General features: G+C 45.2%; 23 protein-coding genes, 2 pseudogenes and 1 riboswitch. Of the genes and pseudogenes, 1 reads left to right on the plus strand and 24 read right to left on the minus strand.

Annotated elements, in window-relative coordinates; all coding sequences use genetic code 11:
* Positions 1-8 precede the first annotated feature (8 nt).
* The 13 genes and pseudogenes from ribH to AB5706_RS12555 form a co-directional block, all read right to left on the minus strand.
* Positions 9-473 carry a 6,7-dimethyl-8-ribityllumazine synthase gene (gene ribH, locus AB5706_RS12495; protein WP_442973262.1) on the minus strand — a complete coding sequence of 155 codons (465 nt, stop codon included), beginning with the start codon at positions 471-473 and terminating at the stop codon, positions 9-11.
* A 38-nt stretch (positions 474-511) separates the two neighbouring features.
* Positions 512-1,729, minus strand: coding sequence for a bifunctional 3,4-dihydroxy-2-butanone-4-phosphate synthase/GTP cyclohydrolase II (locus tag AB5706_RS12500; protein ID WP_055230843.1), 1,218 nt, complete (start codon positions 1,727-1,729; stop codon positions 512-514).
* Positions 1,730-1,747: 18 nt separating this feature from the next.
* Positions 1,748-2,401, minus strand: a complete 654-nt coding sequence (ribE, locus tag AB5706_RS12505; protein ID WP_173717225.1) for a riboflavin synthase — start codon at positions 2,399-2,401, stop codon at positions 1,748-1,750.
* Positions 2,383-3,510: a bifunctional diaminohydroxyphosphoribosylaminopyrimidine deaminase/5-amino-6-(5-phosphoribosylamino)uracil reductase RibD gene (gene ribD / locus AB5706_RS12510; RefSeq protein WP_009243651.1), complete on the minus strand. Its 1,128-nt coding sequence runs from the start codon at positions 3,508-3,510 to the stop codon at positions 2,383-2,385. The genes ribE and ribD overlap by 19 nt, the downstream gene beginning before the upstream one ends.
* 276 nt (positions 3,511-3,786) lie before the next feature.
* A riboswitch (FMN riboswitch) is annotated at positions 3,787-3,901 on the minus strand.
* A 472-nt stretch (positions 3,902-4,373) separates the two neighbouring features.
* On the minus strand, positions 4,374-5,180 hold the full coding sequence (locus AB5706_RS12515) for a class I SAM-dependent methyltransferase (protein WP_173719076.1): 807 nt from the start codon (positions 5,178-5,180) through the stop codon (positions 4,374-4,376).
* A gap of 24 nt (positions 5,181-5,204) precedes the next feature.
* Positions 5,205-6,020, minus strand: coding sequence for a class I SAM-dependent methyltransferase (locus AB5706_RS12520; RefSeq protein WP_173719077.1), 816 nt, complete (start codon positions 6,018-6,020; stop codon positions 5,205-5,207).
* Between the two features lie 22 nt (positions 6,021-6,042).
* Complete coding sequence (locus AB5706_RS12525; RefSeq protein ID WP_368366118.1) at positions 6,043-7,776, minus strand: ABC transporter ATP-binding protein; 1,734 nt, start codon at positions 7,774-7,776, stop codon at positions 6,043-6,045.
* Position 7,777: 1 nt separating this feature from the next.
* Positions 7,778-9,550 (minus strand): ABC transporter ATP-binding protein, encoded by a 1,773-nt coding sequence (locus tag AB5706_RS12530; protein ID WP_173719078.1) that lies wholly within the window; start codon positions 9,548-9,550, stop codon positions 7,778-7,780.
* Positions 9,551-9,660: 110 nt separating this feature from the next.
* Positions 9,661-10,284 carry a TetR/AcrR family transcriptional regulator gene (locus AB5706_RS12535; RefSeq protein WP_334297252.1) on the minus strand — a complete coding sequence of 208 codons (624 nt, stop codon included), beginning with the start codon at positions 10,282-10,284 and terminating at the stop codon, positions 9,661-9,663.
* Between the two features lie 327 nt (positions 10,285-10,611).
* Positions 10,612-12,189: pseudogene (locus AB5706_RS12540) on the minus strand (ABC transporter ATP-binding protein); the annotation flags it as partial.
* Complete coding sequence (locus AB5706_RS12545; protein ID WP_173772296.1) at positions 12,186-13,700, minus strand: ABC transporter ATP-binding protein; 1,515 nt, start codon at positions 13,698-13,700, stop codon at positions 12,186-12,188. The gene AB5706_RS12545 and the pseudogene AB5706_RS12540, both read right to left, overlap by 4 nt.
* A 5-nt stretch (positions 13,701-13,705) precedes the next feature.
* Positions 13,706-14,443, minus strand: coding sequence for an energy-coupling factor transporter transmembrane component T (locus tag AB5706_RS12550; RefSeq protein WP_173772297.1), 738 nt, complete (start codon positions 14,441-14,443; stop codon positions 13,706-13,708).
* Complete coding sequence (locus tag AB5706_RS12555; RefSeq protein ID WP_044930260.1) at positions 14,443-15,024, minus strand: MptD family putative ECF transporter S component; 582 nt, start codon at positions 15,022-15,024, stop codon at positions 14,443-14,445. Before AB5706_RS12555 ends, AB5706_RS12550 begins: the two co-directional genes overlap by 1 nt.
* 225 nt (positions 15,025-15,249) lie before the next feature.
* Between AB5706_RS12555 and AB5706_RS12560 the strand changes: the two genes are divergently transcribed.
* On the plus strand, positions 15,250-16,215 hold the full coding sequence (locus AB5706_RS12560) for a helix-turn-helix domain-containing protein (RefSeq protein WP_173772298.1): 966 nt from the start codon (positions 15,250-15,252) through the stop codon (positions 16,213-16,215).
* A 205-nt stretch (positions 16,216-16,420) separates the two neighbouring features.
* On the opposite strand, the pseudogene AB5706_RS12565 reads toward AB5706_RS12560, so the two are convergent.
* From AB5706_RS12565 to AB5706_RS12615, 11 genes and pseudogenes are all read right to left on the minus strand, one after another.
* Positions 16,421-16,576: pseudogene (locus tag AB5706_RS12565) on the minus strand (LytR/AlgR family response regulator transcription factor); the annotation flags it as partial.
* 61 nt (positions 16,577-16,637) lie between these two features.
* Positions 16,638-16,967, minus strand: a complete 330-nt coding sequence (locus tag AB5706_RS12570) for a cupin domain-containing protein (protein ID WP_173772299.1) — start codon at positions 16,965-16,967, stop codon at positions 16,638-16,640.
* 142 nt (positions 16,968-17,109) lie between these two features.
* A complete protein-coding gene (locus AB5706_RS12575) occupies positions 17,110-18,429 on the minus strand; it encodes a hypothetical protein (RefSeq protein ID WP_173719085.1) in 1,320 nt (439 codons plus the stop codon).
* On the minus strand, positions 18,360-18,695 hold the full coding sequence (locus tag AB5706_RS12580) for a sigma factor (protein WP_330590286.1): 336 nt from the start codon (positions 18,693-18,695) through the stop codon (positions 18,360-18,362). Before AB5706_RS12580 ends, AB5706_RS12575 begins: the two co-directional genes overlap by 70 nt.
* A gap of 448 nt (positions 18,696-19,143) precedes the next feature.
* Positions 19,144-21,660: an ABC transporter permease gene (locus AB5706_RS12585; protein ID WP_173774174.1), complete on the minus strand. Its 2,517-nt coding sequence runs from the start codon at positions 21,658-21,660 to the stop codon at positions 19,144-19,146.
* A gap of 14 nt (positions 21,661-21,674) precedes the next feature.
* Complete coding sequence (locus AB5706_RS12590; protein ID WP_173719087.1) at positions 21,675-22,340, minus strand: ABC transporter ATP-binding protein; 666 nt, start codon at positions 22,338-22,340, stop codon at positions 21,675-21,677.
* A 143-nt stretch (positions 22,341-22,483) separates the two neighbouring features.
* A complete protein-coding gene (locus AB5706_RS12595) occupies positions 22,484-23,518 on the minus strand; it encodes a sensor histidine kinase (RefSeq protein ID WP_173719088.1) in 1,035 nt (344 codons plus the stop codon).
* Positions 23,515-24,198, minus strand: a complete 684-nt coding sequence (locus AB5706_RS12600) for a response regulator transcription factor (protein ID WP_173719089.1) — start codon at positions 24,196-24,198, stop codon at positions 23,515-23,517. Before AB5706_RS12600 ends, AB5706_RS12595 begins: the two co-directional genes overlap by 4 nt.
* Before the next feature lie 60 nt (positions 24,199-24,258).
* The gene (locus tag AB5706_RS12605; protein WP_117854488.1) at positions 24,259-24,435 is read right to left on the minus strand and encodes a helix-turn-helix domain-containing protein; all 177 of its coding nucleotides are present in this window, start codon (positions 24,433-24,435) and stop codon (positions 24,259-24,261) included.
* Between the two features lie 156 nt (positions 24,436-24,591).
* Positions 24,592-24,972, minus strand: coding sequence for a DUF4825 domain-containing protein (locus AB5706_RS12610; RefSeq protein WP_117854485.1), 381 nt, complete (start codon positions 24,970-24,972; stop codon positions 24,592-24,594).
* A 20-nt stretch (positions 24,973-24,992) separates the two neighbouring features.
* Entirely contained in the window at positions 24,993-25,184 is a 192-nt protein-coding gene (locus tag AB5706_RS12615; protein ID WP_173719090.1) for a DUF6019 family protein, read from the minus strand.
* Positions 25,185-25,223: the final 39 nt, after the last annotated feature.

Consider the following 25,223-nt stretch of genomic DNA (forward strand, 5'->3'; position numbering starts at 1 on the left):
CCTGTCTTTTAGAGCTGCTTCATCAGATTGACCATCTCAATCGCAGATAATGCACAATCATAGCCTTTATTTCCCGCTTTGCTTCCTGCACGCGCAATAGCCTGCTCGATATTTTCAGTCGTGATCACTCCGAATAAAACCGGGATTCCTGTTGCAAGTTCAACCTGTGCGATTCCCTTGGCAGATTCATTACACACCAGATCATAATGTGAAGTATCTCCACGGATGACAGCTCCAACGCAGATAATTGCATCATATTTTCCTGACTGTGCCATCTTCTGTGCTGTAATCGGAATCTCAAATGCTCCCGGTACCCATGCTGCAGTAATGTTCTCTTCTTCTACTCCATGTCTTACCAGTCCGTCGACTGCCCCTCCCAATAATTTATTCACAATAATTTCATTGAATCTCGCTGCCACGATACCAACCTTCATTCCCTCCGGTGCTACTACTTTTCCTTCTACTAAATTGATCTGTCTCATTTTTTCTTCCTCCTGATATTTGCTGTTTTTTATAAATTTATTTCTTTAAAAATATGACCCATCTTTTCCTGCTTCGTCTTCATATACTTCCGGTCATACTTTTGTGCCGGAATCTCCAGAGGTACTCTCTCATTGATCTTCAGTCCGAATTCGCCAAGTCCATAGACTTTATCCGGATTATTTGTCAGTAATCTTAATGATTTCACACCAAGGTCTGACAGTATCTGTGCCCCGACCCAGTACTCTCTGAGATCCGGTGCAAACCCTAACTTCACATTAGCCTCCACAGTATCGTATCCCTGCTCCTGAAGCGCATATGCTTTGATCTTATTGATCAGTCCGATTCCTCGGCCTTCTTGTCTCATATACAGAATAATTCCTCGGCCTTCTGCTTCTACCTGGCGCATCGCTGTCTGCAGCTGCAGGCCACAGTCACATCTGAGCGATCCGAATGCATCCCCTGTCAGACACTCCGAATGTACCCGGCAAAGCACATCCTCACCATCTCCCAGATCACCTTTTACCAGTGCCAGATGATGCTCTCCTGTAATATCATTGATATAACCATACATTTTAAAATCACCGTACTGCGTTGGGAGGTTTGCAACGGCTTCCTCCTTTACATGCTTTTCATGTATTCTTATATAATCCTGCAGATCACGGATCGTAATAAATGTAAGGTTATGCTCTTTTGCCATTTCCCATAGCTGTGATGTACGCATCATAGTTCCATCTTCTTTCATAACTTCACAGCACACGCCGCATTCTTTCAGTCCGGCAAGTCTCATAAGATCTGTTGTTGCCTCTGTATGGCCATTTCGTACCAAAACCCCGCCTTTTCTGGAAATAAGCGGAAACACATGTCCCGGTCTTCTGAAATCCTCCGGTTTTGACTGATCATCCACACACTTCATGATAGTATAGGAGCGCTCTTCCGCAGAGATACCTGTGGTTGTATCTGCGTGATCTACTGCCACGGTAAATGCTGTACTGTGATTGTCCGTGTTCTCCGCAACCATCGGCGGAAAGTTCAATCTCGCCGCAATTTCTGCACTCATCGGTGTACAGATAAGACCCTTTGCATAGGTCGCCATGAAATTAATATTTTCCCTGGTCGCAAACTCTGCCGCACATATCAGATCTCCCTCATTTTCTCTGTCCGGATCATCTGTGACCAGAACTATTTTTCCTTCCTTAAGATCCCTAAGTGCTTCTTCAATTGTGTTGTACTGATAATTTTGTGACATAGTGTATATCCTCCTGTTCTAAAACCCGAATTCTTCAAGAAACTCCATCGTAATTCCGGATTCTTTTTTCTCTTCTTCGTTTTTTCTGATGCCAAGCAGTTTTTCTACGTATTTTCCGATCACATCATTTTCCAGATTAACCAGATCCCCCGGCACCTTTTCCAAAAGAGTGGTTTCTTCTCCTGTATGTGGAATGACCGACACCTGAAAACCAGCTTCATCAACCCTTGCAATTGTCAGGCTGATCCCATCAATACAGACGGATCCTTTTTCCACGATCAGATGCAAAATCTGTGGCGATGTCTCAATTGATACCCAGATGGCATTTTCTTCCCGGAGCATGGAACGTATCACGCCAGTCCCATCAATATGGCCGCTTACTATGTGTCCCCCGAACCTACCGTCTGCAGCCATTGCACGTTCCAGGTTTACCTGGCTTCCGGCCTTGCAGCTGCCAAGACTGCTTCTTCTGATCGTCTCTGCCATCACATCGGCAGTAAATCCGTCCGGCTGAATCGACGTAACTGTCAGACACACACCATTCACAGCGATACTGTCACCGATCCTTGTCCCTTCCAGGACTTTCCGGGCTTTCACTGCCAGGATCCCTGATTCCCCTGTCAGCTGTATATAACGGACTTTTCCTTTCTCTTCTACGATTCCTGTAAACATGATTCCTCCTGTTTTTTATCACACACCTGACATTTTATCCGGATATCCTCACCGATCTGACAGATATCTGTATATTTCAGTTCCACTGCTTCAGACGGCAGTTCAACTCCAATACCCTCTACCGGTGTCTTCCCAGCCACACCGCCAAACAGCTTTGGTGCCACAAAAGCCTGTACTTCCTTTACAATTCCAGCTCGCAGTGCACTGTCATTTAACGTACCTCCTCCCTCCAGGAGGATGCTGTCAATGCCTCTGTTTCCAAGATCTGCCATCAGCTTCTTAAGGTCTATCTGATTCTTTTCGTCGGGACAGTAAATGGTTTCAACTCCCATGGTATGTAATATTTTTATTTTCTCTTTTGCATTTTTCTGTTCTGCATAAGCCACGATCGTCCGGTACTTTTCCGCACTTTTTACAATCTGACTGCCCGGCGGGATCCTGAGCTTACTGTCACACACAATCCTGACAGGACTTTTCCAGCCTTCTACCCGGACGTTTAACATCGGATCATCTGCAAGCACAGTTCCAATACCAGCCATGATTCCCATGTACTGATGCCGCATATGCTGTACTTCTTTTCGTGCAGATTCTCCGGTGATCCATTTTGATGCTCCTGTTTTCGTTGCGATCTTCCCATCCAGTGTCATGGCATACTTCATTACCACATAAGGGGTCTTCGTAGTAATATAATGGAAAAACACCGGGTTCAGCTGATCACATTCTTCTCTCATAAAATCTTCAACTACTGTTACACCGGCTTCCCTTAACATCTGTACACCTTTTCCTGCCACTTTCGGATTCGGATCTCTGGAACCGATCACCACTTTTCTGATCTTCTGTTCAATGATCGCTTCCGTACATGGAGGTGTTTTACCATGATGACAGCAAGGCTCCAACGTGACATAAATCACCGCACCTTCTGCTGATTCTGTAAGAGAAGCAATTGCATTACGTTCCGCGTGAAGTTCTCCATACTTTTTATGATAGCCTTCCCCGATGATCTTTCCGTCTTTTACGATCACTGCCCCTACCATAGGATTGGGATTCGTCCAGCCTTCTCCTTTTTTGGCCAGTTGAATAGCCCGAAGCATATATTCCTGATCCGTCATTTCTATTCCTTCTTTCTTATTCCTGTTCTTTGCCTGGGCTACGCCGAGGCTTTTAAACATGTGCAATCGGATTCACAGACAAGTGAATGGTATAGTTATTTCGAAAACGATGTACCAGATACAAAAAAAGCCTGCAGAAATATCTGCAGGGTGGAATTGATCTGTTACATATGATTGATAAATGAATGTCTGATTTTCCTATATAAAAAGCTCTGAAATGGATCACCATCTCAGAGCTCTGATACTACATTCATTCATACAAAAAATCAACTGTACTATCATCTTCTTCCATCCAGACTGTACTGTCGGCCCCGGAATCTCACCGGATCATGCCTCTCGGCTCGCGGGCTTTACCGCCGGTAGGGAATCTCACCCTGCCCTGAAGATATCTTTTTGTTTATTTTAATACTTTATCTGTTGTTTGTAAAGCAGAATTTTTATTTTACTTAGTTTACTGATGGAGATAGAATATCCATATACACAATAAATATCCTCATTTTATCCATATATTATATCGTTTTATGAATTGTTTTTTCATTAAAATTACACTATTTTTTCACTATTTTTCATTACTTCATCGTTTTCGCCAGTGAATTGAGCAATGCCCACATCTCTGGATTAGCCAATACTTTTGCCAGAAGTTCCGGATCGACTTCATCAGCAACAGAACCGTCACAAGCAACCAAACGATAACGGTTTCTGTATAGAGTTGGTTGAAGCTTCTGGTTAAAGATTTGCAAAAGTTCCCATAGTGCATTATCTTTTAATTTTGCACGCTGGTGATAGAAAGCGGCTTTTGATGGTGTTTCATCAGTGCGTCCGAAAAAATGATAAAGTTCTCTCTCTCTGATATTGTATATCCACTATAGTTTTAGATGTATCATCTTTACCATCTTGAATTGATCAGAAACTGTCATACTGACCTTTGTGGATAGCTTTAAGCCATTTTTAGGGATGTAACGATAGTATGGTTCCTCCGCAATCACCTTCACATTACCCCCGATCTTTGCTGCCAGTTCTTCCGCTGAATTCACATAAAAGAACATTTGTGCATCGGCATGGCCGACCTGTTTCATATATTTTTTCTTCATCATGGTCATTCCTCTTTTGTTCACCGTATCAAAAACAACTTCCATATTTCCAAATTGCCCAATCATACGCAGAAGGGCAATGACCTTATGTTCCTCAAAATAATGAAATAACCCGCCTGCAGTAACGAGAATAGGAGCATCAAATACATCATTGCGAACTTTTTTGATCCAATCCTTTGCAAAGGCATCCCCGGAAATATATAATTCCCTCTCTGGTTCGGGAAGAAGTCCCCGCCGGTATTCGATTACATGAGGCAGATCCACGGCATACCAGTGTGTCTTTCCGTTATCACATCGGTGATAGGTTGTCTCCAGACCACAGCCCAACTGGACAATCACACCGTCCGGTCTGCGTTCCAGAAAAGTCCGAATAATCCGATCCATATTAGCAGACCGGGAAGCAGAGGCCAAAAGGGTATACTGGCTCTGCATATTCTGTTTAATCAAGTCTGAAGGCAGCTTCTTTTTCAATTCCAATGCTTTTTTATCATATAAAATTTGCGGGTAATGCTCACTAGCATAAATTCTTCCCAGCATAGGGACGAACAGTGTATCCTCCACGACTCCTAACTTGGACATAGCCAAACCTCCTGTTTTGATACATTACTTTCTACCGACAAGCAACCGGGAAGAACCTAGCATCATCATGGCAGCCCGACGGTGGGCGCCAAAAGCTTCCTGTGCGGTATCAACAAGTCGTACTTCCTCATACCCCATATCCCGCAGTTTCTGCGCAAAACCTTCCATGTCACCGTACATCTTTTGTTTCATATCATCGTTAAGTGCAAAGACGCCGCCTTTTTTCAATACCCGCAGGCTTTCCAGCAGCAGTTTCTGCATATCTGCACCCATGACATTGTGATAGACATAGTTGCTGATGACCACATCAAAGCTCTCATCAGGAAAATCCAGCTGCTTCGCATCACCGTGCTGAAATACACAGCGGGAAGCCACGCCCTCACTTGCAGCATTTTTCTCGCAGAGTGCCTTGCTGTAATTGTACACAGCGCCCCAATAATCAATACCGATTACTTTTGCTTTCGGCCATGTCAGAGCCGCACGGATTGTCAGCGCTCCGGAGCCGCAACCTACTTCCAGAATCTTGCCCTCACCGTCATAGTCTAGGTGCGAGAGGACAACCCGGTGAACCTGTTCCATGATTCTGCCACCGCCAAAGGCATACTGCCGCCTGATCCATGTGATCCAGATCAGCAAAACCACAAGTGCGATTGTGATGATGGCAAACAGCACACCGAGAACAGCGACATGAAATACATAAAAAGAGAGGACAGCCAGCACAGCGGCCAAAACTCCGATTCCGCCAATGATGTAAAAGACAGGATTGGACATCCAGCTTCCATAGTCTTCCCCGTGGGTGCCAAGGCGGATATTCTCCTGCTTCCATTGGTTCCTTTTCATTGCACTACCTCCTTTTCCTTCTTCACGCAAGTTTCCAGTTCTGGCTTTCTGTCTGCAGTTTTACCATATGGGCATATACACCATTCTTTTCTTCCAGATCCTTTGGTGATCCTTCTTCTGCAACTGTACCATCAGAAAGGACAACGATCTTATCTGCTCCGGCTACGGTACGCATCCTGTGGGCGATAACCAGAACGGTTTTATCTGCGATCAGACGGGAAAGGGCTGTCTGTATCAGAGTTTCATTCTCCACATCCAGGGAAGCAGTAGCTTCATCCAAAAGAATGATCGGCGCATTTTTCAGAAATGCACGGGCAATAGAGATGCGCTGGCGCTCTCCGCCGGAAAGTTCACAGCCATTTTCCCCGATATTGGTATGCCATCCATCTGGTAATTTTTCTGCAAATTCATCTACATTGGCAAGTTTCGCAGCCGCAATGACCTGTTCATCTGTGGCGTCTTTGTTTCCGATTCGGATATTTTCCAGAATCGTATTGTCAAACAGCGTAACATCCTGGAATACGATGGAATACAGAGAAAGCAGTGTTTCCGGGTCTATTCGGGATACATCCATGCCTCCCACGGTAATCTTTCCTCTGTTAATATCCCAGAACCTTGCTGCCAGCCGGGATACGGTTGTTTTTCCGCCGCCGGACGGGCCCACCAGAGCCGTAACCTCTCCCTGCTTTGCCGTAAAGGAGACATCTTTCAATACAGTTTCTCCGGTATTATAGGCAAACCCGACATGGTCAAAGACAATATCATACCCCTGATTGGAAAGCCTATCACTGCCCTGCTGGATGGGATGATCGAGAATTTCATTCATATGGGCAATATTGGTTCGTGTACTGATGACTGCCGCAAGATTCTGGAGTGCGCCCTGCAGAGGGTCATATAAACGGGATACTACCAGAAGGAACATAAAGAATGTAAGCACGGAGAGGCTTCCTTGCATGAGCAAAACAGCTCCCACCAGCGCAACCGTTGCAATACCAAGCTTCAGCACCAGCGATGCGGAAACCACAAAAACAGCAAGGCCGAATTCATTGAGGATGGAACGATGCTCCACGGCACGGATCTTCTTTTCCAGACCTTTTAAATATGCCTGCTCCGCATTGTTCGCTTTCAGGTCACGAACCGTTTCAATGCACTCCTGTATCCCGTCTGCGCAGGCCATCTTTACATCCATGGCTTTCTGATTCAGATTTTCCTGAATCTTTGCGGAAAATCCCACAATCGCAAAGGCAACCGGCAGAACCCATAAGGCAGCCAGTGCCATTCTCCAGTCCGTAAAGAGCAGACCAATGGAAATCAGAACTGTAGAAATGATCGAACCCGCAAGCTCAGGGATAAAATGCGAAAAACTCTGCTCCAGGAAGGTGCAATCCGCCATAATGGTACTGGTAAGATCGGCTAAATCCTTTTTCCCGAAAAAGGAAAGGGGGATTTTGCGCAGATGTTCTGCCAGGGTAATGCGGCGGATACCGCTTTCTTTGTAAGTGGCAAAATAGGTCGCATTGTATTGAAAGAAAGTGGTCAGCAGAATCAAGCCAATACACACCACGCAGCCTGCCACATAAAATGGAATTTTCCCGCCGGGAACACCCCCGTTCATCAGATCGCTGACCAGGTAATATAAAAGTCCCACCGGAAACATAAAAGACAGATTCTGAAGGACACAGGCCAGGCAGCCTTTGATCAGGTCTTTTGCTCCCTGTTCAGACAGGGCATATTTTTTCTGCAGTTTTTTGATCATATTACTGCACCTCCTTTGTTACCTTCCATTGCACGGAAGTCTGGTAATTTTTCCACATACGGCTGAATATACCGTCTTTTGCAAGCAATTCGCGACTGTTTCCGCACTCGGCAACCCGTCCGTCGCAAATGACAAAAATCTGATCCACATTTGTTACGGTAGAAAGCCTGTGGGCAATCATAATCACTGTCTTACCCTCGGAAAGTCTTGAGAAAGCAGCCTGTACGCGGCTTTCGTTATCCGGGTCAGCAAAGGCAGTGGCTTCATCCAGAATGATAATCGGAGCATTTTTCAGCATCACACGGGCAATGGCAATTCGTTGCTGCTCGCCGCCGGAAAGATAGACACCCTTTGTACCGATGACCGTATCCACACCCTGTGGGAGTTTTTCCAGAATATCATCGCATTGCGCGTGATGAAGGGCAGTCAGAACTTCCTCACGGGTAGCTTCCGGTTTTCCCATACGCACATTTTCCAGAATAGATGCCTTGATCAGACGGCTGTTCTGAAATACGAAAGACACCGTGTTCATGAGTTCCTCTTTCGGGATGTCTTTCACATTAACACCACCGATTTTTACCATTCCGCTCTGGGGATCAAAGAATCGGGAAATCAGGTTGGCAAGGGTTGTTTTTCCACCGCCGGATGGACCTACAAAAGCTACCGTCTGTCCTGCAGGAATGGTCAGTGAAATATCTTTTAATACTTCTTTTTCTCCATCATAGCTGAAATGAACCGATTTCAGTTCCACGGAAGCGTTTTGGGGATGCTTTGAATGTTTCGTTTCCTCCAGAGGCTTCAAATGCAAAACGCTGTCAATTCTCTGTAAAGCGTCGTCTACGATCATGGCGTTTTCACTTTGGAACATAATGCGTGTCAGTGTGACAGAAATAACCGGTGTAATGATGATATAGAAAATAAGATCCAGTAAGAAACCGGAAGTCACACCGTCTTGCGTAAGCAACAGTCCTCCGGCAATCAGTGTGGCAAAAACGCCGTTGATCGCAGCTGTATAGAACATCATCGGTGTCCGAAGCTGCCTGGTATAAGCAATCACCCATACTTTATACCGGTCAATGGAGTCTTTAAACTTCTTAAAGGAAAAGATCGTCTGGCCAAAGGTTTTTACCACCGGAATCCCACGGACATACTCTACCGCTTCATTGGACATATCATCCAGCGCATTCTGGTATTCTTTCATCTTTTCCTGCATCTGCTTTCCGGTCATTGCCATCATGATCAGAAACCCCAGCACAACCGGAACAAGACTCAATAGTCCCAGTCTCCAGTCAAACACGAACAACAGCACCAAAAGACCGCAGGGGGTTGCAATGGCATTGGCTCTGTCGGGAAGCTGATGGGCGAGATAGGTTTCGGTGGCTGCGCTGGATTCGTTGACAATCTTGCGCAGTTTTCCGCTGCCAAAACTCTCGGCAAACCCAAGAGGAAGCTTAACAATATGCTCCATGGTCTGGATACGCAGGTTTGTGGCGATACGAAATGCTCCCAAATGGGAACACATCAGCCCTGCTATGTAGACAAGCACCGCTATAACCGCAAACAATACTGCCATCCAGCCATTACCGGTCAGGTTCTGTGCCTGGCCAAAATTCGGTGCCACCTCCAATACTTCCTTGATCATTTTCCAGATGTAATAGAAGGGTACCAGAGCAATCAGGGCACTGATTGCAGAAAACACCCAGGAAGCATAGGTCAGGTACTTATGGCTGCCTGCAATTTCCAGCAGGCGTGATAAATTGGATTGTTTTTTCAAAAAAATTCCTCCTTTTCTTTGTGTTTATGATAAAGAGAACACGTCTATGTTCTTACAATATCCGAATTTAGGTTAGCAGCAGCTAACTGTCAAACAAAAATTATAAGGCATTACTGCCCCATAATTTTCATCCATCCTGCTGTATAAAAGGCGCGCATTTCTCTAACGTAGTTTTCGGCATCTTTTAGCGGCATTTCATGAATGATCAATTCAAAAAAAGTATGAAACATGCCGGTGATCAGAATATGCTCCAGCGAAGGATCGATATGGGGAGAGGGCCTTCCAAGCTTCCTTAAAACCTCCTGATAGGCATGAGTCCCTTCCACTTCAATCTCCACCATTTCATCAATTAGCCCGGCAAATTTTGTTCCTTCCGAACAGACAAGGATCAGTTTACATTCCTCTAAATGCTCATACGCATAATGAAGAATATTGTACATGCAGATTCCCGAAATATCACTCATGACTTCCGGCTGTCTGGCAGCTGGAAGTTCAGCAAACTCCTGCTGTGCCTTTATAAAACGGTTGCGAATATATTCATAATGCTCACCAACGATGGCTTCAAAAAGTTCTTCTTTACTTTTGTAATATCCGTAAAAGGCTCCGGTAGTCATTCCCACGGATTTCACAATATTCCGCAGGGAAGCGTCTTTATATCCTTTTTCTAAAAATTCCGCTTTCGCTGCCCGGTGGATATTTTCTAAAGTCATTCCATTTCCGTTTATTTTGCACACCTCCTATATAACAGTGCTATATAACGCTGTTATAATTTTAATCTCTGAAAAAGGTTTTGTCAATAGCAACAAGAAATAGTTGCATAAAAACTGCAATCCAAACATCATTCTGCACTTTATTACTGATAAAATTTTTAAATACTGGTTTTGACAAAAGTTTCCTTTTTTCTAATAAATGATAAGCAGGGTGGAGTTTGTTCTCACACCCTGCTTTTTGATTATCATGAATTACTCGAAGATCTTCTTCACTTTTTCTTTCAGCCTGTCCATGCACCTGTAAACTGCCTTTTCGGTAATCTTCAGATACCTGGCGATTTCATGAGTGCTGGTCTTATCATGAGTCAGTGCCTCGATAGCTCGCTGCAATTCGTCCTCATTCTCCGGGTCAACGCTGCTAGTTGCCTCGTCCAAAATGACAACCGGTGCATTTTTCAGCATGGCACGGGCGATGGCAATACGCTGGCGCTCCCCGCCGGAAAGGTGGGAACCGGCGCTGCCGACAACCGTATCATAGCCATTGTCCAGCCCGCGGATAAAGGCGTCGCAACCACTTTGTTCGGCGGCCTGTTCCACCTCCGCGTCTGTGGCGCTGGGTCTTCCCATGCGGATATTTTCCCGGATACTGCGGTTAAACAGGTAGTTGTCCTGAGATACATAGGAAATCTGATCTGCAATTTCAGACAGCGGTATATCCTTCAGCTCATGACCGCCGAGGGTAATGCTGCCGGATGTAACATCCCAATATCCGGCAATCAGCTTTGCCACCGTCGATTTGCCGGAGCCAGACGGCCCCACAAGGGCGGTCATGGTGCCGGGCCGGATGGTCAGGCTCACACCATGCAAAACCTCTGTTGTCCCGTCATAGGAAAAAGACACAGACCTAAGAGAAATGCCGGTATCTTCCAGCTTGACCGGCGTATCCTTATGGTTCAGTTCTTCAGCGTTCAAAAGCTGGCTGATTTCTTCCACATTTGTCCCTAATACGGCCAAATCGTCCGTAAAGGTAAAGGCTGCAACAATCGGCCCAATCAGTCCCAGCGAGAAAATTACGATAGACAGGAAAGTGGAAAGTTCCAGGCTGCCGGAGATCCAGAACGCGAAGCCGCAGGGCAGCACACAAATCAACACCGATGGCAAAATGGCGTTGTAGGCGCTCATGGTTTTTTGGTTTTCTCTCATCCAGTCCACATAGTAGTTGGCGTTATAGTTTACTGCGTCAGAATATTTTTTGTAGGAACCGGCGGATTGACTAAACGCTTTGACTACCTCAATCCCACCAATGTACTCTACAATGACATTTGCCATTTGCTTGCCTGCCTTAACCGCGCCTTCCCATTTGACGGGATAATTCTTCATGCCGGCAGACATGACAGCAAGGCCCACCACCAGCGTAACAAGTGACAGAAGCGCCATGCGCCAGTCCAAAAGGAACAGGTACACGGCGATAACAAGCGGTACCAGCACATTTGCCGTCATTTCCGGGATCAGGTGTGCGAAGGTTGGCTCCATACCTTCTACCCGGTCAACAATCGTTGTTTTATACTGGCCGGACGGAGTATCTAAAATCGTCCCCATCGGGACGCGGGCCAGCTTTGCGGTGATATTTTCCCGCAGATCGCGCAGCGTGTAATAGGTCGCTGTGTGGGAAATCGTTGTAGAAAGACAGGAAAACAGCACCTTCCCAAAGTATCCGCACAGTGCAATAATACCAGCGGTCACATAGCGGGAATAATTCTGTTCCCCAGACAACATCATTGTGACAATATGCGCCACGCAGAAATAGGGCACCATCTGGCAGACAACGCCTAATACCGCAAGGATAATACTGCCAATGAATTTCCCGTGATAGGGTTTGCCCCATCCCCATAAGACGCCTATGGGTGACTCCTTCTTTTCCTCCTTCATTCTGTGGACACCTCCTTCTCCATATCATTCAGGAAAAACTTTAGCAGCCGGTTTCGGCCATCGCCGTTCGCTATGGAATAACTTTCCAGAATTTGCCCATTTTCTAAGTGAAGGACATAATTGCAGCAGCGTAGAATAAATTCCGGGTCATGCGTTACCACAAGCGCGGTTCTTCCGGCATTTGCCACCTGATTGACAACATTGGCAACCTGCCTCATGTGAAACAGGTCAAGGCCACTGGTCGGTTCATCAAATAAAATCAGAGGGCGCTCCGAAGCAATCGCAGAGGCAACCGCCACGCGCTGCTTTTGACCGCCGGACAGTCCCATCGGGTGGCAGTCCTCAAAGGAAAGCAAGTCCATCTCCTTTAAGATTTCTCTTGCCCTTTGCTTATTCTCGGTTCTCATACTGAGCAGAATTTCATCCAGAAGACTTTCGGTAAAGAGCTGGTGGTTTACATCCTGCATGACCATATAACAGAGTTTCAATCGTTCTTTTCTGGAATAGTTCTTGCTCTGATCCTGCACCGTTCCTTTGAAGTGCTTTTCCAACCCGCAGAGGCACCGGGCAAAGGTGGATTTTCCCGCACCATTATGTCCGATGATGGCCGTGGCGCTGCCGAATGGGAAAGAGGTTTCCGTTATATGCAAGGTTTCCGGCTCATGCTTATAGGCAAAGGACACATTCTTTATCGTCCAAACCGCCTCATTCATTCTCTGCGGCGTGCCTTCAACTTCTGAAAGCCCCGCAAGATCAAGAGGGCGCAATCCCATATCATCGCGCTGTCTTGCCGACAGGCCGCAAAATTTCTCTGCTGTATAATCACCTTCGATTTCTCCATCTTTTAGGTACAGGACACGGTCAAAGAGGCCGGACAGATAATACAGCCGATGTTCAGAGATGATGATGGTCTTTCCCTGCGATTTCAAAGTAAAGAGTAGCTGTCGGAAATCAGCGATAGCGTATGCGTCAAGGTTGGATGATGGCTCATCAAGCACATAAATATCCGGGTCAATTGCCGCTGCCGATCCGCAGGCGATTTTTTGCTTTTCACCGCCGGACAAAGAAAAAATACTTCTATCAAGCAGCGGCTCCAACTTTAGCTGTGCAGCTACACGCTTTACACGGTCACGCACAAGATCTTCCGCTATGCCGTGATTCTCTGGGCCGAAAGCCAGTTCGCTGGTCGTGTCTACATTGAAAAACTGAGAACGCGGATTTTGAAATACAGAACCGACTTTCAGAGAAATATCAAACAGTGACAGGTCACGGGTATCCTTTCCATCCAGATAGACGGAGCCGGTATAAGTCCCCTCATGATAATGGGGGATCAAGCCGTTAAACAACCGGGTCATGGTTGTTTTCCCACAGCCGGAAGTCCCGCAGAGCAGGACAAAAGAACCGTCCTCAATAGTGCAGGAAATATGTTTCAAAGCGCCACCGGCCTGCCTCTCACTGTCGGGAAGGGTACTGGCAGGATAAGAAAAGGACACATCTTGACATTCAATCATTTCCTTCACCCCCTTGCGGAAAGCACATAGATTTGCGCTGCAAATGCTCCCAGACAGATCAGCAGGAAAATAACATCCTGCACATGAAAACCCAGCTTACAGATATTCGTCCGTTTTACCGGGCCTCCCAATCCCCGCGTAAGGGCTGCCTGGGACAGTTCCTCTCCGATTTTGACGGAGCAGATCATCATGGGGACAATCCGATACTCTAAAATCGCACCGACTTTTCCACCACCAAAGCGGACGCCACGCATCCGCATGGCGTCCCCAATAGCGCTCCATTCTTCCGCAACCGTGGGAAAGAAGCGAAACATCACAGACATAGGAATGGTGATCTGCTGCGGCAGGTGGAGCCGTTCCATCGCCGCAACAAATTCGCTGACCGTGGTTGTCGTTACCACAAAATATCCCATGACCACGCTGGGGGTGAACCTCAGCAGAATGCCAACAATGGCTACTGCAATGTAGTTTGCTACGCCAGCCAGTCGTGACAGACCGAACATTTCCAGGCACAGACTGCCTCCAAAAATCAGGATATAGAAAACAGCGCCTTTCCATTTTCTGGCCGCTGACAAAAGTAACAGCGGGATCGCCGCCAACACGATGATGTAATACTGCATGATGCCTTCATACGAACCGCCTAAAATAAAGACAGCTATGGTAATCAGTACCGCCAGTTTTGTCCGGGGGTCTAATAAAATTCCGCTATTGTTTTTTTGACTTGCAAGAAGTTCGCGGCTCATTACACAATTCCCGCCCGCTCAAAGTGCTTTTTGAAAATCTTCCGTCCGATCAGGCCGCCGACAAGACCGCTGACGAAAGCAGCAATAAGCAGTACCGGCAAAATCCAGTCGGGCATATAAGCCATGAGCGTATCGGCATATTCCTGACCGTAGCCGGGGAGCAGGTTCTGGTAGTAAGCGTCACGCGTCACAACGATGGGAATAAAGGCGCCGATTACCCACATGGAAAAAACGCCGTGGATCAGCACTTCGCGCTTGGCATTTTTGTAGTCACAGGCTTTCATCATAAAATCGGAAATCAGCCCGAAGATCAGCCCGGTAGGGATGCACCACCAGCCCATGCCGGTCAGCAGCATAATGATACCCAGCAGCACTCCGCAGATGGTAAGCATACCGAATTTTTTGATTTTGGAGAAGAACAACATCATCGGAATACCGCCCACAAGCGGCACGATCACGCTGATAAGCGGAATAAAGATCGGGATAAAACCGATAGACGCCGCTGCGAAAATGACGATAAAGTAAATCGCCGTAAAAATACCGATGTTGATTAAGTCCTTTCCTTGCAATTTGTTGTTCATTGCGAAACCTCCTAACATGATTACTTTCGTCTTTGTTAGTTCTTGCTAACTAACCCTAATGATAGCATACAATCAGCTGTGCTTCTATGCACATATCGGTATTTTAAGCCCGTATAGCAAGGAGTTTTTTCGCTCTGCCAGAATATCCATTGACCGGGAGTTTTCTCGCAGGTATAATAATATCAGCGATTTTGCATGATGAAAGGGGCGAAGCAGTTGCGTAACATGATATGCAACATTTTAGAAAACAGCGATGCTGTTTCTGGTGTGACCTTGAAAAACAGTCCAAATAGCAGCACATTGCTTTTGGATCGGGCAGATGGCAAGGGACGCATGACATTCCATACGCTCTTTCCGGGGCTGACTTTGGCTTTTATTTTTGTAAACGCTCCCGTATGGCCGGAGTCGGATGAAAATTCAAATCTAAAGCCTTTGCTGATTAACTATTGCGTTTCGGGCAGAAGTGAATTGCTTCTGGATGACGGCTCCTACATTTACCTGAAGGAAAATGATTTTTGTGTCAGTGAACAGACCGCACAGAAAGAATATATCTTTCCCACACGGCAATATCAGGGCATAAAAATATACTTTGACCTGCCACTTCTTTTACAGTCCTGCGGTGAACTTTTGAAATCTTTTTCACTTGACCTCCCTACGCTGGAAGAAAATTATTGTGGCAACCATAAGACATATATCAACGGAGCGGACAGTGAGCTGGAAAATATATTTCAAAAACTCTGGCGGCTATCTGAAAAGCCCTCTGCCTTCCATTTGCAAATCTATACGCTTGAACTTCTCCACCGGCTTTTTAACATGGAAATCCGGCCTTCGAAAACCTGCGGCTTCTACACGGAAACGCAGGTTGAAATTGCAAAAAGGGCAGCGCAAATTCTCTCAGATGATCTTTGCCAGCACATTCCTGTACGGCAGATTGCAGAACGCTTTTCGGTCAGTGAAACCAGCCTGAAAAATTATTTTAGAGGCGTATATGGACAGAATATATCCACCTGGCTGCGGGAAATCCGTATGAACGAAGCCGCAAGGCTTCTTTCGGACACAAAGCGTCCGATTGCCGAAATATCCGAACAGGTCGGCTATTCTAATCAAGGGAAATTTGCAGCTGTATTTAAAAAACAGCTTGGATTATCACCCTTAGAATATCGACGATTCAAAAATTTGGAAAAATACTAAAGCCGAGATAGATTAATACTCTCGGCTTTACTCATTTCACATTCACAATTTGGTATTCAAAAACTAATTGTTTGATCCACTCCTTCTCTTTGATATTTGTTTGTTCGTAATAATTATAGATTTCCTCTACAGAGAGTTCTTTTAAAACCTTCTCTCCATTTTCTTCACATTCTTGTACTAAGCATCACTTAGCAAACTCATCAGATCAACCATTCCTTTCCCTCAGATATTCAAACAGTGCCTCGGTAAACTCTTCTTTCTTTGCTCTTGAAACATTCAGTTCTATTCCGCATTTCAACCGTAGTACGCCTTTTTCTAACCCTTCTACTTTTCCAAAATTAACAATGTAACTATAATGTGTCCTAAATGACCTTGTCTCTTATAAAAAATGAAACGAAAGTAAGTTTCTTTTACTGCCAGCCTTAGAAAATTACTACCAGCAGCATCTTGAACTGTTCCTGTCCATATACTGCATGGGGATGTTTTGCTGGCATGACGATGGAGTCGCCTTCTTTTAGGATATATTCCTCGCCGTCAATAGTTACTTTTCCTACACCATCCAGACAGGTCACGAAGGCATCCCCGCCAGATTCATGGGTGCCGATCTCTTCGCCTTTGTCAAAAGAAAACAGAGTAACACTTACGTGTTCGTTCTGCGCCAGTGTTTTGCTGACTACCTGTCCGTCCTGGTATTCTACCTGCTCTTTTAAAGCCATGACTTCTGCTTTGTTGATGTTCTTAATTCTTGTCATTTTTTATGTCTCCTTTTTTAATTTATATTGTACCCAGTACAGTGAAAATTAAGTATCTGCTATATTGACGCAGTATATGAAAAGTCAAATTAATCAACATAGTGGCTACTTAATATTCGCTGTACTAAGCATAATGTGCCTGTTATACTTCACAATAATACAAGAAGGATCTAAGTTTCTCCCATCCTGCCTCGTCGAAGTCCCCATCCAGGGACAGGTCATAAACTGGTGCCTGGCAGTGGTCGTGGATTCCTCTCATATTCAGCACCATAGCAGTGTTTTCATAGCGTGGTGCCATCATCAGGATACCGCTGCAGTTCTCACCCAGTTCCAGTGCTTTTGCATAACGGTATCGTCCATTGGCACCAGAGTAGTCTGACAGATACTCATCGGCACGTTTTTGAAGCCCACTTAGGTCTTGGCTGAAGCTGCTTCTATCTCCCAGGCGCTCATGGATTGCCAACAGCTGTTTTTCCAATTTCTGGAAAAACTCTGTCGCATTTTTATTGCCAGAGGCTTCTTTCCACAGAAACAGCATCATCTCAGACAGCGGTGCCCGGCGGCACAGGATTCCTTCATACTCCAGCTGCTCCAGGATTCCCTCATTTAAGCTGGTCAGGCTGGCAGAGGTTCCAACTAATCCCAGTGATTTGGCTGAGGTACTTTCTTCTCCGATCTCCTTCGCCCAGCGGCGCAGGTCTTTCCACTCATGGAGGCTGCCATCTGGAAGCAGAGAGCGGTAACACTGATCCCGCATATGCGGATCGGCACTGTAAAGGATGTCGCCGCAAACCAGAGCCTTCATCAGAAGCTCCGGATCATCTGCGGTCACTGGAAGTGTCTCCAGGATCGGCGCGATAATGTCCACATGCTCATATCCCTTGCGGTCCAGTACCGTCCGGACGGCTCTTGCATACTGTCCATCTGCATCTGCACCCTCGTTAAATGGGATCAAGAACTGCAAATCCTTCTGCTCTTCTTTCGGTGTCTCTTCCAACAAGGTCAAAATCTGACCTAACATCACTGGGAACGGCAGATATTCCTTGGAGTTGGTCTCTGCACGTCCCTTCATCAATACTTCACGGGAATAGTCTGGCAGTGTTTTTCTCTTTTTATAGCCGCACTGTTCAAAATAGTTTTCCAAGTACCAAGTGTGGTAACCAAGATCCGGCAGTACAAGTGTCTTGTCCTCATCCGGCTTGAACTTAATATTGGCTGGCTTCATCTTCACATCCAGGATGTTAAAATCTTTTGGCATCTGGGCTGGCGGTCTGTGGGAGATACTGTTAAGGAACGCCTCAATACGGGTAATAATACCGACTGCCGAATACTGCTCATCCACCTCGATCTGAAGGTACGGCTTATCCCCCATCTCTTCACGGAACATATGGTTTACAAGGGTATCAGGACCGCATCCGTGGTTGGTAAGGTAAACGGCATACAGGTTCGGATGGTGGGCCACGATCTTCGCACCGGATAACAGGTGGTCACCGAAATGATATTTTTTCTTTTGCGAATGATTCCGTTACACTCATTAATTAGTATTCGGGTGATCCAGGTTCGGAAAAATTTCTCTTTTTTTAATGTATCCAGCTTTTCATATGCTTTGAGAAGCGTTTCCTGAACAGCATCACAACAATCTGCATCATTTTTTAAAATGGATTTGGCCACATGATACAGCATCGCTTCCGCATCGTGGACCTCCTTAATAAATGCACTTTTTGTCATAGCCTGTTTCTCCTTTGGTCCGGACATTTATACACGTGTTTTTTTATTTTACATCAATTAGATGCATTTGAACATCAATCGGTTCTCCCCAAACAGTTTTTTCTAAAAATAAAACAGTTTTTTTGAAGTAACTGGTTCTTGACACATAATATACCTTGCAATATTGAAGGAAACTGATTTAATCCGAAACCAAAGAGAAGAAAAGTTTATTTATTAGGAATTAAATACTTCCGTATTGAAAGATGTCATGCTGTGGATCACAGATTTGAAAGGAACATCGGACGATGAAGGAAATGATAAAAAAATATAGAGGTTCATTAATTAGCTCTATACTGATAATCCTCACAGAAATGTCACAGACAGGTGCCTTTTATCAGCTGAAATCTCACAATTTTGTGACATTTGAAAACGGCCACCCTTTCGGATGACCGTTTCTCGTCTGTGTATCTTATTCAGCAATGCGTAGCCGTTCCACAACTGTTTTCTGTGCCATTTTGTTATAGCAGACCAAAGGTACAAAGGCGGTAATGAGAACTAACGGTATTACACAGAGGAACACAGGAAGCAGGGTAAAATGCCATGTAAAATAACTTAATTCTGCCCCCATCATTCGAACCACTGTCAGACTCCCCACGATAGAGATGAGCAGGGAACATATAAGCCCCAATGCGGAATACCCAATCCCCTCAATCATTAGCATCTGTTTGACTTGTCGGCCGGTCATACCTACCGATTGCAGCATGGCCAATTCTTTGTATCTGGACAAAATAGAGGTCATCATGGAATTGATAAAGTTCAGTATGTCAATCAACGCCAGAATCGCACAAAGAGCACCTCCCACAAGACGGTACATGTTAATCATCCCATCAAAAGTCTGCCGCAGTGTCACTTTTGACAGATAATCCAAAGCTGTGTCCGTATTTGTAGTGTAGTTTTTCAGCCAGTTTTCCGTGGCAAGCTGGTATTCATTATCTACATTGAAGATGGTTTTCATGGCCGGCTGGTCGGCGGATACCATATTTCCCAGCAGCTCATTTGTCGGGAAAATATAATCCAGTCCCATATCTACTTGTAAAGGTGTTTCTAACGCTTTCGGTATATCTACCACAGCCAATACATCATGTATTTTGTTTGTTCCATCAAGCTGCTGCACACAGATCTTGTCTCCCGGTTGATACAAACAGAGAGAACCGTCACTCATCATCCGCAGCGGTGTTACATACACGCCGGTTCCAGCTCTCCATTTTTCCATGTTCAGCTCTCCATCCAAAACCCGCACATACTCTGCCGGAAAGTCGTCTAACCCGTACACATTGACACCATGTTCCTGTCGAACCCTATAATTTCCCAGCTCATTTGCTATATCACGGGAAGAAACTGCAAGTTCCTGCAACTTTGTAAGATCATGTTTGGAAAGCGGCTGTTTGGAAGTCCACAGGTACACATTGCCTATATCTTCAAGACCATTCAACCTTTCAGCCTCACGAATGAAATCCTGGCTCACATTCGCCGTGTTATACGGGGCATAGCTGTTGATTACCGTTGTATCGGACACTGTAAAATCCGTAAGACTAAAATCAGCCACAAACTTATCGAAATCAAAGGAAGTTACATAGGTATAGACACTGTTCAAAAGAACGATGCTGAGTGCAAAGGACAAGGTGACAATCGTTACTTTTTTCTTATTGCGGCCAAGATTGCTTTTTGCCATCATAACTGTGCTTATACGTTTACTGCGACGGTCTTTCTTTTTTCCTCCTGCCTGCTCGACATAGTGTAGCGCCTCTATCGGGGAAACCTTGGCTGCCATCGCAGCAGGTTTTTGGCAGCTAATCAAAACAGTAATCATAGAAAAAACAATCGCCACCAAAAAAATCGACGGATTTACCGTAGTAACGACCCTTATATCATCCGTCAGCATATTTACAATCGCAGGCAGCAGCAATCGACCAATTGGCCATCCCAACAATAGACCAATAGGTATACCCATAAGAGATAGCTTAATTGCTTTTCTATAAACGATTTTTCTTATTTGTCTTGCAGTGGTTCCCAGTGTTTTCAACATTCCATAAAACCGAATATCCTGTGCGATAGAAATATAAAACACATTGTAGATTAGAAGATACCCTGCGATAAAGATAACCGCAATACCAGCTACAAGGGGCAGCATGGAAGAAAAACTGACCGTTGCCGTTTGGTAAGCGTCGTTAATACTTACCCGTTCATCTAAACCGTATTTGGAAGTCACATCTAATGCCTGCTTTTCAATGTTCCATGCCGTAGGCATCATCATAACAGCATCAATATAACCGGTTCCCACAGGTGGGGTTGTTCCGTCCGTTTCCCCGTGGATGACAGGAGCTACCTGTTCCGTATATTCTTTGGATAATAGAATTGTTTGACGATACGCCACAGCATCCCCATCCCAAATGCCGCAAAGCGTAAAGGTATCGCTAAATGTATCCGTATCAGTTATAAAGGTCAGTTCCATCTGTGTACCAACCTCATCAGGTAATCCCATCGCTGCCAGAACAATACGGCTGGTGGCAATCTCATTTTTCTGTTCCGGCAGATATCCGGTGTCGGGGGTGTTAAAAGTTAGTTCTGCATAGGTTTCATCACTATATCGCAGTTCCGTGGGTGTCTTGTTGAACTTATCACCCACGGCATTTCCTATGATAATCGAGTATCCGCTGTCCTTCACCCCTGTATCCGATGACAGCCGTTCATATTCTTCCCAAGATAAACGCTTGATACCTGCATGGGCAGAAGTGCCGGTTGTCCTCATATTACTTTCCTGCATAGCAGTCTGCAAGCTAATGGCAATTGTAAACAGGCTGGTAAAAAGCAGTGTGGCAAGCAAAATCGCCAATACAGCAATGGTGTTTCTCCGGGCTTTCAAAGAACGCTTTGCCAGAAGTTTCAGGACAGGTCTGTTGTTATTCCCAAATAAAATATCTGTCATATTTTCGCCCTCCTTTACTTGGAAATTCTGCCGTCCTCAATACGGATAATACAGCCGGCAAGCTGGGCAATCTCATTGTTATGAGTAATCATCACAATGGTCTGATGGAATTTCTGGCTGGTAACTTTCAAAAGTCCTAATACATCACTACTTGTCCTGCTGTCAAGGTTTCCGGTCGGTTCATCGGCCAAGACAATGGCTGGTTTGGAAACAAGGGCACGCGCAATTGCCACACGCTGTTGCTGACCGCCGGAGAGGTTGTTGGGCATATTGTTTAGCTTATCCTCCAGTCCCAGCATCTGCACTACTTCTTTCATAAACTTCTTATCTACCTTGTTTCCGTCCAGTTCCACAGGCAGCACGATGTTTTCGTAGACATTCAGCACCGGCACCAGATTGTAGTTCTGGAAGATAAAGCCGATGTTACGTCTGCGGAAGATGGTAAGCTGTTCATCCTTGAATTCAGAGAGTTCTTTTCCTTTTACTTGAATGCTACCGGAAGTCGGTGTATCCAAACCGCCCATCATATTCAGCAAGGTGGACTTACCACTGCCGGAAGTACCAACGATGGCAACAAACTCTCCCTCCTCAATGGAGAGGGTTACGCCATCCAATGCTTTTGTGATGTTCGGCTCAGTGCCGTAATATTTTTTTAAATCTGTTGTCTGCAATATGCTCATATAGAACACCATCCTTTCTTTGTGATGGTTTTATCATAAAGACCGAACCTCACAGAAATGTCACGAGCTACAAAGAATTTATAAGAAATTCGGTTCCAAATGTCATAAGTCTGTGACATTTCAATTTTGAGGGAATGTCGGTACTACTTTCGGAGCAGGAAAACAGAAAAGGTTGAGCCTTGCCCAATCTCTGATGCCACCCGGATATAGCCTTCCTGCAAGGTCATGATCTCACGGGCCAGATACAGACCAATCCCAATCCCCTCCACATCATGTACCGCATCTTCCCGGTAAAACCGTTTGAAAATCGTCCCCTGATGCTGCTCCGAGATGCCGATGCCGGTGTCGGCAATGTTGATCTTTACATACATTTCCCAGCCTTCCACAGACACACGGATCTGTCCGCCTGCCGGGGTGTACTTCACTGCGTTATCCAGAATGTTGAACAGAGCTTCGCTTGTCCATTTTCTATCGTGTCGCGCATCCAGATGCTCTGGACATTCCACCTGTACATCTATTTGTTTCTTTTCAGCATTGAACAAAATCCAGCCCAGGGCTGTGGCAAGGGTATCATAAACCGGCTGCTGTTTTTGATCCAACGAAATGACTCCAGTTTCCAAGCGGGAAGTTTTAATCATGGCCTGCATGAGAAAGTCCAGCTTATCAAGCTGACTAGCCTGGGCTGTCAGAAATTCCTTTTGCTTCTGCGGAGGAACCTCGTTTTCAAGCAGCGTGTTGTTGATTATCTTCAAGTTGGCAATCGGGGTCTTGACTTGATGGGAAATATCAGAGATCAGCTCTTGCAGGTCAGCTCGTTCCTTTGCGATGTTGTTTTTATTTTCCTGCATGACTTCGTACAACCGCCCCAGTCGGTAGTTGATTTTATAAAATAGGCTTTCTTCCTCAATCGTCTGCTTCGGCTGCATAATATCCCCGGAGAGCATATCATCCATTTGACCACAAAAGGAATCGGAGAACATGACCAGTTTCCGACGGATCAGGGTCACAAAGCAGATGACGCAAAGCAACACAAAGACACTGAACAAGAACACATACCCGACAGCGGTTATATTCTCGGTCAGCAGATAAATAGCGGCAGAAACCACACCAATTGCCAGCAGCAAGAGTATTCCCAAAAGGATACAGGCTTTGTTGATGGAGAATTTTCGTATATTCATTTCAGCGTCCCTCCAATCCACATATAGCCCATGCCGTACACCGTCTTAATGTACTGGCGGCCTTCCGTTTCAATTTTGTTTCTCACCCGGCTGATGGCTGCGGTCAGGGCGTGTTCATCCACAAAGTTTCCATCGGCATCCCACAGTTTTTCAAGTAGCATCTGCCTAGTCAAAACAATCTGCGGATTTTTGGTCAGGATTTTCAACATCCGATATTCCAACGGAGTGAACACCAGCGGCTTACCGGACAGGGAAGCAGTCATCTCTGAGAAATTGATGGATAGTGCGCCATCCTCATAGCAATCTCCGCCACTCTGTTTCGCCAGCCACCCCAATACCACGGACAGCTTTTTTTGAAAGACGCTCATGGGAAAAGGCTTGGTCACATAGTCCTCAGCTCCCAGCTCATATCCTTTGAGCATATCACTCTCCATATCATTTGCGGTCAGGAAGATCACCGCTGTATCTGACCGGCGCTCTTTTACTTCACCGCAGAAATCAAAGCCATTCCCATTTGGCAGGTTTACATCCAGCACGATCAGGTCATAGTCCTGCTTAGTTAGAAAATTACTGGCTGCTGATTTTGTCAATGCAGAGTCCACGACATAGCCCGCAGCATCCAAGTTATAGCACAAGGTATTATTCAAAAGTCGGTCATCCTCGACTACTAAAATTCGCATTGTATCACACTCCTTCATTCTTAGTGTAGCATTCAAATGTCACAGAAACCTCACAAGAAACTATTTCTTGTTTCCTTTGTATCTCTTATCGAGTGGTTTTTGTGCTTCTCTTGGTATCAGCCAAACACCGGCCATTTTCACAGCGCCGGGGACACGCTCACCAGCACAATAATAATTTACCCTACGAGGTGCCACGCCCCACTTTTCGGCGGTCTCTTTCAATGTCATATAGTCCATTTCGCACCTCCAGTAATAAAATGTCAATAGTTTTTTAATCACTTTTTTCAAAAAGGCAAAAAAAATAGAACGTATAGATTATTTCCATACGCTCTATCTCACATTTCATATTAAATTTTTTGAATTCTACAAACCTGAAGTTGAAGAGCAATAGCTCTACCGTTCATACGATGCAATGATTTCTTTGCTGTCTGCAATTCTATAATCAAGTGTTTCCAAATTACCAATCAAGTCAAATGTCATATCTGCATTAACCTGCAATTCATCTTCAATCCTGGATGCAGACGGTTCATCTTTTAGAAAAACGGTTAATCCATAAGGCTCTGTTTCAGACTGTATCTCTATACTGTCATATGAGTATCCCTCCGGATACTCTTGCCCACTTACAATATTTATAACGTTCGAAGAATCTCCTACATAATCTGTCTTATACTGCGACAGGTCAGGAATTTCGTACAATTTTTCTTTTTTTCCGCACGCCGAAATCAACATTATTGATACCGTAACTAACATAATTGCAAGTACTTTTTTCTTCATAAAACATCTCCTGAAAACTTTTATTTATCTTCTGACTCAAATCCGAGTTCTTTCAGTTCTTTTTCGTTTCTGACATCTTCATCCGTTTTCTTTCCAGTGATGGCACTGTAGGCTTCTTTGATTCCATTTTTCACTGCCCATTTGATAACGAAATACAGCGCAATCAAAATAACAATTGCAGTTCCTCCGCTTATGCCTAATTCATTCCACATAATCATTAACTCCTCCGATTTCGTGACTTTCAATTTATT

Origin of the sequence: Ruminococcus sp. RTP21484sp1_RTP21277st1_D2_RTP21277_210401 (assembly GCF_040924225.1) — a bacterium.
Classification (GTDB): Bacteria; Bacillota; Clostridia; order Lachnospirales; family Lachnospiraceae; genus Blautia_A; species Blautia_A faecis.

Bases quoted from the DNA above. Each gene is read 5' to 3' on its own strand.
- AB5706_RS12500 (WP_055230843.1), bottom strand. From the start codon at position 1,729: ATGTCACAAAATTATCAGTACAACACAATTGAAGAAGCACTTAGGGAT.
- ribE (WP_173717225.1), bottom strand. From the start codon at position 2,401: ATGTTTACAGGAATCGTAGAAGAGAAAGGAAAAGTCCGTTATATACAG.
- ribD (WP_009243651.1), bottom strand. From the start codon at position 3,510: ATGACGGATCAGGAATATATGCTTCGGGCTATTCAACTGGCCAAAAAA.
- AB5706_RS12515 (WP_173719076.1), bottom strand. From the start codon at position 5,180: ATGTCCAAGTTAGGAGTCGTGGAGGATACACTGTTCGTCCCTATGCTG.
- AB5706_RS12520 (WP_173719077.1), bottom strand. From the start codon at position 6,020: ATGAAAAGGAACCAATGGAAGCAGGAGAATATCCGCCTTGGCACCCAC.
- AB5706_RS12525 (WP_368366118.1), bottom strand. From the start codon at position 7,776: ATGATCAAAAAACTGCAGAAAAAATATGCCCTGTCTGAACAGGGAGCA.
- AB5706_RS12545 (WP_173772296.1), bottom strand. From the start codon at position 13,700: ATGATTGAATGTCAAGATGTGTCCTTTTCTTATCCTGCCAGTACCCTT.
- AB5706_RS12550 (WP_173772297.1), bottom strand. From the start codon at position 14,443: ATGAGCCGCGAACTTCTTGCAAGTCAAAAAAACAATAGCGGAATTTTA.
- AB5706_RS12555 (WP_044930260.1), bottom strand. From the start codon at position 15,024: ATGAACAACAAATTGCAAGGAAAGGACTTAATCAACATCGGTATTTTT.
- AB5706_RS12560 (WP_173772298.1), top strand. From the start codon at position 15,250: ATGATATGCAACATTTTAGAAAACAGCGATGCTGTTTCTGGTGTGACC.
- AB5706_RS12570 (WP_173772299.1), bottom strand. From the start codon at position 16,967: ATGACAAGAATTAAGAACATCAACAAAGCAGAAGTCATGGCTTTAAAA.
- AB5706_RS12580 (WP_330590286.1), bottom strand. From the start codon at position 18,695: ATGACAAAAAGTGCATTTATTAAGGAGGTCCACGATGCGGAAGCGATG.
- AB5706_RS12585 (WP_173774174.1), bottom strand. From the start codon at position 21,660: ATGACAGATATTTTATTTGGGAATAACAACAGACCTGTCCTGAAACTT.
- AB5706_RS12590 (WP_173719087.1), bottom strand. From the start codon at position 22,340: ATGAGCATATTGCAGACAACAGATTTAAAAAAATATTACGGCACTGAG.
- AB5706_RS12595 (WP_173719088.1), bottom strand. From the start codon at position 23,518: ATGAATATACGAAAATTCTCCATCAACAAAGCCTGTATCCTTTTGGGA.
- AB5706_RS12600 (WP_173719089.1), bottom strand. From the start codon at position 24,198: ATGCGAATTTTAGTAGTCGAGGATGACCGACTTTTGAATAATACCTTG.
- AB5706_RS12605 (WP_117854488.1), bottom strand. From the start codon at position 24,435: ATGGACTATATGACATTGAAAGAGACCGCCGAAAAGTGGGGCGTGGCA.
- AB5706_RS12610 (WP_117854485.1), bottom strand. From the start codon at position 24,972: ATGAAGAAAAAAGTACTTGCAATTATGTTAGTTACGGTATCAATAATG.
- AB5706_RS12615 (WP_173719090.1), bottom strand. From the start codon at position 25,184: ATGTGGAATGAATTAGGCATAAGCGGAGGAACTGCAATTGTTATTTTG.